The sequence below is a fragment of the Streptomyces sp. NPDC102283 genome (assembly GCF_044766265.1).
Lineage (GTDB): Bacteria > Actinomycetota > Actinomycetes > Streptomycetales > Streptomycetaceae > Streptomyces.
This window is the reverse complement of record NZ_JBIWLQ010000028.1, coordinates 79,138-87,275: the sequence shown is the minus strand read 5'-3', so window position 1 is coordinate 87,275 and position 8,138 is coordinate 79,138. Positions and strand designations below refer to the sequence as shown.

At 72.5% G+C, this 8,138-nt stretch carries 7 protein-coding genes and 1 pseudogene; 4 read left to right on the top strand and 4 right to left on the bottom strand.

Annotation, left to right across the window (positions count from 1 at the left end):
• Positions 1 to 109: 109 nt before the first annotated feature.
• Together ACIRJT_RS36255 and ACIRJT_RS36250 are read right to left on the bottom strand one after the other, a co-directional pair.
• A pseudogene (locus ACIRJT_RS36255) lies at positions 110 to 2,471 on the bottom strand (Tex family protein).
• A gap of 191 nt (positions 2,472 to 2,662) precedes the next feature.
• Positions 2,663 to 3,532 carry a hypothetical protein gene (locus ACIRJT_RS36250; protein ID WP_403918129.1) on the bottom strand — a complete coding sequence of 290 codons (870 nt, stop codon included), beginning with the start codon at positions 3,530 to 3,532 and terminating at the stop codon, positions 2,663 to 2,665.
• Positions 3,533 to 3,702: 170 nt separating this feature from the next.
• Between ACIRJT_RS36250 and ACIRJT_RS36245 the strand changes: the two genes are divergently transcribed.
• A complete protein-coding gene (locus tag ACIRJT_RS36245; protein WP_403918126.1) occupies positions 3,703 to 4,674 on the top strand; it encodes a GlxA family transcriptional regulator in 972 nt (323 codons plus the stop codon).
• 79 nt (positions 4,675 to 4,753) lie between these two features.
• Positions 4,754 to 5,389: a DJ-1/PfpI family protein gene (locus ACIRJT_RS36240; protein ID WP_403918123.1), complete on the top strand. Its 636-nt coding sequence runs from the start codon at positions 4,754 to 4,756 to the stop codon at positions 5,387 to 5,389.
• Here ACIRJT_RS36240 and ACIRJT_RS36235 read toward each other — a convergent pair.
• On the bottom strand, positions 5,379 to 6,179 hold the full coding sequence (locus tag ACIRJT_RS36235; protein WP_403918120.1) for an enoyl-CoA hydratase/isomerase family protein: 801 nt from the start codon (positions 6,177 to 6,179) through the stop codon (positions 5,379 to 5,381). The genes ACIRJT_RS36240 and ACIRJT_RS36235 overlap by 11 nt on opposite strands.
• Positions 6,180 to 6,259: 80 nt before the next feature.
• Here ACIRJT_RS36235 and ACIRJT_RS36230 point away from each other — a divergent pair, with 80 nt between their 5' ends.
• Both ACIRJT_RS36230 and ACIRJT_RS36225 read left to right on the top strand, forming a co-directional pair.
• The gene (locus ACIRJT_RS36230; RefSeq protein WP_403918117.1) at positions 6,260 to 6,883 is read left to right on the top strand and encodes an HdeD family acid-resistance protein; all 624 of its coding nucleotides are present in this window, start codon (positions 6,260 to 6,262) and stop codon (positions 6,881 to 6,883) included.
• Between the two features lie 146 nt (positions 6,884 to 7,029).
• Positions 7,030 to 7,485 (top strand): ATP-binding protein, encoded by a 456-nt coding sequence (locus ACIRJT_RS36225; RefSeq protein ID WP_403918114.1) that lies wholly within the window; start codon positions 7,030 to 7,032, stop codon positions 7,483 to 7,485.
• A 27-nt stretch (positions 7,486 to 7,512) separates the two neighbouring features.
• Here ACIRJT_RS36225 and idi read toward each other — a convergent pair whose 3' ends face one another.
• The gene (gene idi / locus ACIRJT_RS36220; RefSeq protein ID WP_403918112.1) at positions 7,513 to 8,106 is read right to left on the bottom strand and encodes an isopentenyl-diphosphate Delta-isomerase; all 594 of its coding nucleotides are present in this window, start codon (positions 8,104 to 8,106) and stop codon (positions 7,513 to 7,515) included.
• Positions 8,107 to 8,138 lie beyond the last annotated feature (32 nt).

Below are 8,138 nucleotides of genomic sequence, written 5' to 3'. Positions count from 1 at the left end.
GCCGCCGGGCGGGGGGGGGGCGCGGCGGGGGGGGTGGGTTGGGGGGGGGGGGGGGGGGGGGGGGGGGGCCCCCCCCCCCCCCCCCCCCCCCCCCCCACCTCCGTCCGTCTCAGCGCCCCCGGCCGCCGCCCTGCTTCGGGTCGGTCAGCCCGGCCCGCCGCAACGCGTCCGCCATCGCGCTGTTCGCCGGAGCCGGGGCGCCCTGGCCCTGCCGCGACGCACCGCCGCCACCGCGCCGGTCCCGGCCGCCGCCGCCCTGCCGGCCCTGGCCGCCACCGGACGGCTGTCCCTGACTCTGTCCCTGGCGCTGCTTCGGGGGACGGCCGCCCCGCTCGCCCCGGCCCTGCTGCCCGCCGCCGGAACCGCCGCCCGCACCCGGCTCGTCGTCGAGACGCAGCGTCAGCGAGATCCGCTTGCGCGGCCCGTCGACGTCCATGACCTTGACCTTCACGATGTCCCCGGGCTTCACGACGTCGCGCGGGTCCGTTGGTGACGACGCCCTCCAGCACCATGCCGGGCTCCAGGTCGCCGAGCTTCTCGACGCCCTCCTTGAAGGTCGCCGTCCGGAACGCCGGACGCGGGTCGCGCCCCGGCTTCTCCAGCTCCTTCAGGATGTCCGTCACGGTCGGCAGCCCGAACATGTCGTCCACGAAGTCCGCGGCCCGCAGGGCGCGCAGGGCCTCCGCGTTGCCGATCAGCGAGGCGACCTCGCCGCCCGCCGTCTTCCCCATCCGTCGCACCACCGGGTAGGCCTCGGGGTGCACGCTGGAGCCGTCGAGCGGGTCGTCGCCGCCCCGGATCCGCAGGAAGCCCGCGCACTGCTCGTACGCCTTCGGTCCCAGCCGCGCCACGTCCTTGAGGGCCTTGCGGGACCGGAAGGGGCCGTTGGAGTCCCGGTGCGCGACGATGTTCTCGGCGAGCCCCGAGCTGATCCCCGATACCCGTGAAAGCAGCGGCGCGGAAGCGGTGTTGACGTCCACGCCGACCCCGTTGACACAGTCCTCGACGACCGTGTCCAGCGAACGCGACAGCTTCACCTCGGACAGGTCGTGCTGGTACTGCCCGACGCCGATCGACTTCGGGTCGATCTTCACCAGCTCGGCCAGCGGGTCCTGGAGCCGCCGCGCGATGGAGACCGCGCCGCGCAACGACACGTCCATGTCGGGCAGTTCCTGCGAGGCGAAGGCGGAGGCGGAGTACACCGAGGCGCCCGCCTCCGAGACCATCACCTTCGTGAGCTTCAACTCCGGGTGCTTGTCGATAAGTTCACCGGCAAGTTTGTCCGTCTCGCGGGACGCCGTGCCGTTGCCGATCGCGATCAGGTCGACCGCGTGCTCCTTCGCGAGGTGTGCGAGCTTCGCCAGCGACTGGTCCCACTTGTTCGCGGGCACGTGCGGGTGGATCACATCGGTGGCCACGACCTTGCCGGTGGCGTCGACGACCGCGACCTTCACCCCCGTACGGAAGCCGGGGTCCAGGCCCAGCGTGGCCCGCGTCCCGGCCGGGGCGGCGAGCAGCAGATCGCGCAGGTTCGAGGCGAAGACCCGCACCGCCTCGTCCTCCGCCGCGGTGCGAAGCCTCAGCCGCAGGTCGATGCCCAGATGTACCTGGATCCGGGTCCGCCACGCCCAACGCACCGTGTCGCCCAGCCACTTGTCGCCGGGGCGGCCCCGGTCGGCGATCTCGAAGCGGCGGGCGATCATGTTCTCGTAACGGGAAGGGCCCGGCCGCTCGGCGGCCTCCGGCTCCTCCGGTTCCAGGACCAGGTCGAGCACGTTCTCCTTCTCGCCGCGCAGCATCGCGAGCACCCGGTGCGAGGGCAGCGCGGTGAACGGCTCGGCGAAGGCGAAGTAGTCGGCGAACTTCGCGCCGGCCTCCTCCTGGCCCTCGCGGACCTTCGCCGCCAGCCGGCCGCGCGTCCACATGCGTTCGCGCAGCTCGCCGGTCAGGTCGGCGTCCTCGGAGAACCGCTCCGTGAGGATCGACCGGGCCCCGTCCAGGGCTGCGGCCGCGTCCGCGACGCCCTTGTCACCGTCCACGAACGCGGCGGCCGCCGCGAGCGGATCGACCGACGGGTCGCCGAGCAGGCTGTCCGCCAGCGGTTCGAGCCCCGCCTCCCGGGCGATCTGCGCCTTCGTCCGCCGCTTCGGCTTGAACGGCAGGTAGATGTCCTCCAGGCGCGCCTTGGTCTCGGCGGCCCGGATGCTCGCCTCCAGCGCGGCATCGAGCTTGCCCTGTTCGCGTACGGAGTCGAGGATCGACGTACGCCGCTCCTCCAGCTCCCGCAGATAGCGCAGCCGTTCCTCCAGCGTGCGCAGCTGCGCATCGTCGAGGGATTCGGTCGCCTCCTTGCGGTAGCGCGCGATGAACGGCACGGTCGATCCGCCGTCGAGCAGCTCGACGGCCGCCCTGACCTGTCGCTCACGTACGCCGAGCTCCTCGGCGATCCTGCCTTCGATGGACGTCGTCACGGTTTTCCCGACTCGCCTTCTCGTACTGGCTGTGCTGGCCGTGCTCGTGTCGCGATGAGCACGTTCTTGCTTGCCGGGGGTCATCCCCCCTGGCCTGCATTGTGCCGGGTGGCCGGGGGCCGTGTCGCGTGACCTCGACGAACACGCCCGGAGCCCCCGCAGCGGGTGCGGGGGCTCCGGACGGTGCGGGGTCAGCCCTGACCGGTCGCCGAGGCCGGGAACGCCCCCGCGGCGGCGGCCGTGAAGAGGAAGCCGCGCCCCAGTTCGGTGAGCCGCTCCACACCTTCCGCGCCCAGGTGTTCGTACGGGGCGCTGTCCATGCGGTCCGTCGCCTCCTCGACCTCCGCGCGCAGCGCCGTGCCCGCCTCGGTCAGCGCCAACTCCTCGCCGTCGGCCAGCAGCCCGCGCTCCCGCAGCCGGCCGGACGCCGCCTCCCAGTCGGTGCGCCGCCAGCCCCGGGAGGACAGGATCCAGCGGATCGCCATGCCCTTGCCGGTGGCCGTGTGGCTGACGAGCGACTCCAGCGGGTCCAGGCCGGCCGTGAGGAGGGCGGCGAGGTGCGCGTCGCCCCGGTGCTCGCGCAGCAGGGTGGCGGCGTGCCAGAACGCCAGGTGCGGCTCCTCGGGCACCGGCAGATCCGCGTGCGCGGCGTACAGCGGGCGGGCGTGCGGGGTGCAGGCCTCGGTGGCGCGCAGCGCGAGCCGGGCCGCCTCCGCCATCGCGTCGGAGGCTATGACCTCCTCGCCGAGCAGCCGGCGCAGCGTCGTGTCCGCCGCCCGCAGCCGGGCGGCGAGGACCACGTCGGGGGAGGCTGTCTCCCAGACGGCGGGCACATGCCGGGCCACCAGCGCCGGGTTGAAGTTGTAGAAGGTGGCGGTGACGGTTCCCGCGCCGACCGCGCCGAGTGCGGCGGCCCGGGTCGCGAAGTAGGCGGCGCTGTGGTCCTCGATGCCGATCTTCGCCATCTCCGCGCCCAGGTCGGGGGAGAAGAAGAGGGAGGAGTGCAGGGGGTTGACGGCGTTGTGGCAGCGGCGCTCCGCGCGGGCCGGGAGAGTACTCATACAAGCACGTTACCGACTGGTCGGTACGGAGCGGAACCCCGGGAGCGGAACGATCCACCAGAACGGATCCCGTACAGGTCAAGGGCAGGTCCGGGGCAGGCCGAGGCCGACCTCGATGGCAGGAAGGGTGGGGTACTCGTCATTGCGGCCATCGTCGCCCACCGCCCAGGATGGCGGATGTGAAGCAGCGAACCGTGCTCGTCGTCCTCTTCGACGGCATCCAGAGTCTCGACGCCACCGGCCCGATGGAGGTCTTCGCCGGAGCCTCCCGGGCTCCGGGCGTCTCCTACGACCTGCGGACCGCCTCGCTCGACGGCGGCCCCGTCCGCTCCACCAGCGGCCTGACCCTGATGCCCGACAGCAGCCTCGCCGACGCGCCCGCACCGCACACCCTGCTGGTGCCCGGCGGGCACGGCACCCGGGACTCGCAGCCGGAGCTGACCGACTGGCTGCGCGAGCACGCGCCGCGGGCGGAGCGACTCGTCTCCGTGTGCACCGGGGCGCTGCTGCTCGCCGGGGCGGGACTGCTGGACGGGCACCGGGTCACCACCCACTGGAACTACTGCGAGCTGCTGGCCCGTGACTACCCGGCCGTCCGGGTCGATCCCGAACCGATCTTCGTGCGGGACGGACGACTGGCCACCTCGGCGGGCGTCACCGCGGGCATCGACCTCGCCCTCGCGCTTGTCGAGGAGGACCACGGGCGGGACCTCGCCCTGGACATCGCCCGGCACCTCGTGGTGTTCCTGCGCCGCCCCGGGAACCAGGCCCAGTTCAGCGCCCAGCTCTCCGCCCAGACCGCCCGGCGCGAACCACTGCGCGAGGTCCAGCACTGGATCACCCAGCACCCCGACGGCGACCTCGGGGTCGACGCCCTCGCGGCCCGCGCCCGCCTCTCGCCCCGGCACTTCGCCCGCGCGTTCCGGGCGGAGACCGGAACGACCCCGGGGCGGTACGTCGAGCGCGTCCGCCTGGAGCACGCCCGCCGGCTCCTGGAGGACACCGCCGACGGCGTGGAGCGGGTCGCCCGTGCCAGTGGCTACGGCACCCCGGAAGCCATGCGCCGCGCCTTCGTGAAGACCCTCGCGACGGCGCCTGCCGAATACCGCCGCCGCTTCCGCACCCCCGCGTCCAGCGCCTGAACCGCACCGACCGTGTGCCCGACCGTTTGTCCGACCTTCCGACCTTCCGACCTTCCGGCCGAACCGAGAGGCAGCTCCCGTGCAGATCGCCATCCTGCTCTTCGACCGCTTCACCGCCCTGGACGCGGTGGGCCCCTACGAGATCCTCAGCCGTGCGCCCGGCGCCGAGCCCGTCTTCGTCGCCGAACGGACCGGCCCCGTCCGCAACGACAGCGGGAGCCTCGTGCTCGTCGCGGAGAAGACGCTCGCCGAGGTGCCCTCCCCGGACCTGCTGATCGTCCCCGGCGGCCCCGGCCAGGGCGACCAGATGGAGAACGAGGCCCTGCTCGGCTGGCTGCGCTCGGCCGACGCCACCAGCGCCTGGACGACCTCCGTCTGCACCGGTTCGCTGCTGCTGGCCGCGGCCGGGCTCCTGAAGGACCGGCGGGCCACCTCGCACTGGCTGGCGCTGGAGGCGCTGAGGCAATACGGCGTCGAGCCCACCGGGGAGCGCGTCGTCCTGGACGGCAAGTACGTCACCGCCGCCGGGGTCTCCTCCGGCATCGACATGGGGCTCACCCTGCTCGGACGGATCGCGGGTGACGACGCGGCGCGCTCGGTGCAGCTGCTCACGGAGTACGACCCGCAGCCGCCCTACGACTGCGGATCGCCGGAGAAGGCGCCCGCGGCCCTCGTCGAGGAATGGCGGGCCAGGAGCCGTCACATCACCCCGTAGAACCCGTAGAACCCGTAGGACCCGTAGGACCGGTAGAACCCCCGGCCCAGGTGAACCGGGGCGCGCGCCGCTCCAGGAAAGCGGCGACGCCCTCCACCGTGTCACCGCTGCCCCGCGCCTTACCGGCCCAGTGGGCGTCCCGGTCCGTCCGGCCCGCGGCGAACTCCTTGGCCGCGGCCTGGGTGAGCCGGGACCGGGACGCCAGGACCCGTGCGTACTCCTCGACCCGCTGGTCCAGGCCGCCCGCGGGCAGCACCTCGTCGGCCAGGCCGGTGCGCAGCGCCCGTTCCGTGCCGATCAGCTCACCGGAGAACAGCAGGTGCTTGGCCGTGGCCGGGCCGACCAGGGAGACCAGGCGCCGGGTCGAGGAGGCGGGATAGACGATGCCGAGCTTGGCCGGAGTGACCCCGAAGGAGGCCCCCTCCTCCGCGAACCGCAGGTCGCAGGCGGCCGCGAGCTGACTGCCGCCGCCCACGCAGTAGCCGCGCACCGCGGCCAGGGTCGGCAGGGGGAACGCGGCGAGCGCTTCCTCGGCCGCCACCGTCAGGCCCTGCGCGGACTCCGGGGCCTGACGCAGCGTGGAGATGTCGACCCCGGCGCAGAAGGTTTCCCCGGCTCCGGTCAGCACCAGCACCCGGACCGCAGGGTCGGCCGCGAGCCGCTCCAGCAGCTCCGGCAGGCTCCGCCACATCGCGGTGGTCATCGCGTTGCGCTTGGCGGGGTTCGTGATCACGACGGTGGCGACGCCGCGCTCGACGGACGTGGTCAGGCGGGGTTCCGTACGGTCCATGCGCCGGATGCTATCCGCAGGGTTCGAACCTATGATCAAGAAGGGGTCGCGGGGCGGGTACGCACCGTAAGGAGTCGTCGATGAACGAGCCCACCGCCGAGGGCCGGAAGCTCAGCCGCAGTTTCGGCTGGCTCGCGCTGCTCGGCACGCTGCTGGTGATCGCGGGCGTCATCGGCCTCGTCTACACCGGCGTAGCCACGCTCACCTCGATGCTGCTCTTCGGCTGGCTGCTGCTCGTCGGCGGTCTGGTCGGGCTGCTGCACGCGATCGAGTCACGCGGTACGAACTACTTCTGGCTGGGCGTGGTGGTCGCGGCCCTCAACATCGCCGCGGGCGTCGTCGTCATCAAGCACCCCGAGGGCACGGCCGAGGCACTGACCATGTTCGCCGCCCTGCTCTTCCTGACCGGCGGGGTGTTCCGGCTGGTCGGCAGCGTCGTGGTGCGCGGTCCGCAGATGGGCTGGACGCTGCTGCAAGGAGCCTTCGGCCTGCTCCTGGGCCTGCTGGTGCTGTTCGACTGGCCGCACAGCAGCCTCTACGTTCTCGGCTGCTTCTTCTCGCTGGCCCTGCTGTTCGACGGGCTCGGTCTGATCGCCATCGGCGTCGGCGGCCGGTGCATCGTCAGCATGGTCTCGGAGCGGCTCGATGAATCTCCTCCGACCTCGGACCAGCCGATCACGTCACCGGAAGACGAGCGGAAGTAGTCGTTGGACTGCCGGAAACACGCGTGTTTGGTCAAAAAGCGCCGATACCTGGCTACTTCCGGTCAGTGGCACGGTCCGGACCAGGCCATTCCCAACACTCTTTACTCGACGGTCAGTGCAGTGCGAGTGAGAGCTGGTGCCGGACGATGGAGAGCCTCGGGAGTGCCCCTGCCGACCCCGTGTCGTACGAGGGGGTGTGGCGCTTCACCGCTTCCGCCGTGGACGCGTCCGTGCCGAGCGCCCGGCACGCCGTACGCGATCTCCTCGACCGGCAGGGCGTGCCGATCGGGGACGACATCCTCCAGGGACTCCTGCTGATCGTCTCGGAGCTGGTCACCAACGCCGTCAAGCACGCGGCGCTCCTCTCGCCGGAGCTGGCCGTCGAGGTGGCCATCGCCGCCGACTGGGTCAGGGTCTCGGTCGAGGACAACCACCCCTACCGCCCCACCGCCCTGGAGACGGACTACGCGCAGACCGGCGGCCGGGGCCTGCTGCTGGTCAAGGTGATCACCGAGGAGGCGGGCGGCACCTGCGACGTCGAGCACACCGCGAGCGGCGGGAAGATCATCTGGGCGGCGCTGCCGTTGAAGACGCAGCTCTGACCGCCCCGTACGGATTCGATCGAGGGTTCACCAGCCCGCGGTCGGGCCCGTCAGCTCACGGATCGCCGGCCGCGCCGCGTCCAGCACCGTCATGAACCACGCCGAGAACGGCGCCCGCGTGTGCCGCTCCGCCAGCTCCGCGGCCGTCACGAAGGCCGTCTCCCCGACCTCTTCGGGGTCCGGCTTCGGTGCCGTCTGCGCCATCCCCACGAACAGGTGGTTGAACTCCTGCTCCACCAGTCCCGATGCGGGATCCGGGTGGTTGTAGCGGACCGTTCCGGCCTCGGCCAGCAGCGAGGGGGAGAGCCCCAGCTCCTCGTACGTACGCCGGGCCGCGGCCGCGAACGGGGCCTCGCCGGGGTAGGGGTGCCCGCAGCAGGTGTTCGACCAGACGCCGGGGGAGTGGTACTTGCCGAGCGCCCGGCGCTGGAGCAGCAGCCGCCCCTGCTCGTCGAAGAGGAACACGGAGAACGCGCGGTGCAGCTGCCCGGGGGCCTGGTGGGCCGCCAGCTTCTCCGCGGTGCCGATGGTGGTGCCGTTCTCGTCGACCAGTTCGAGCATGATCGCTTCTGCGGTGCCGTTCGACGAGCTGTGCGTCGCGGTGGCTGGTGTGGTCGGCATACCCATCCTTCGCTTTGGTCCCCGGCCTCGTG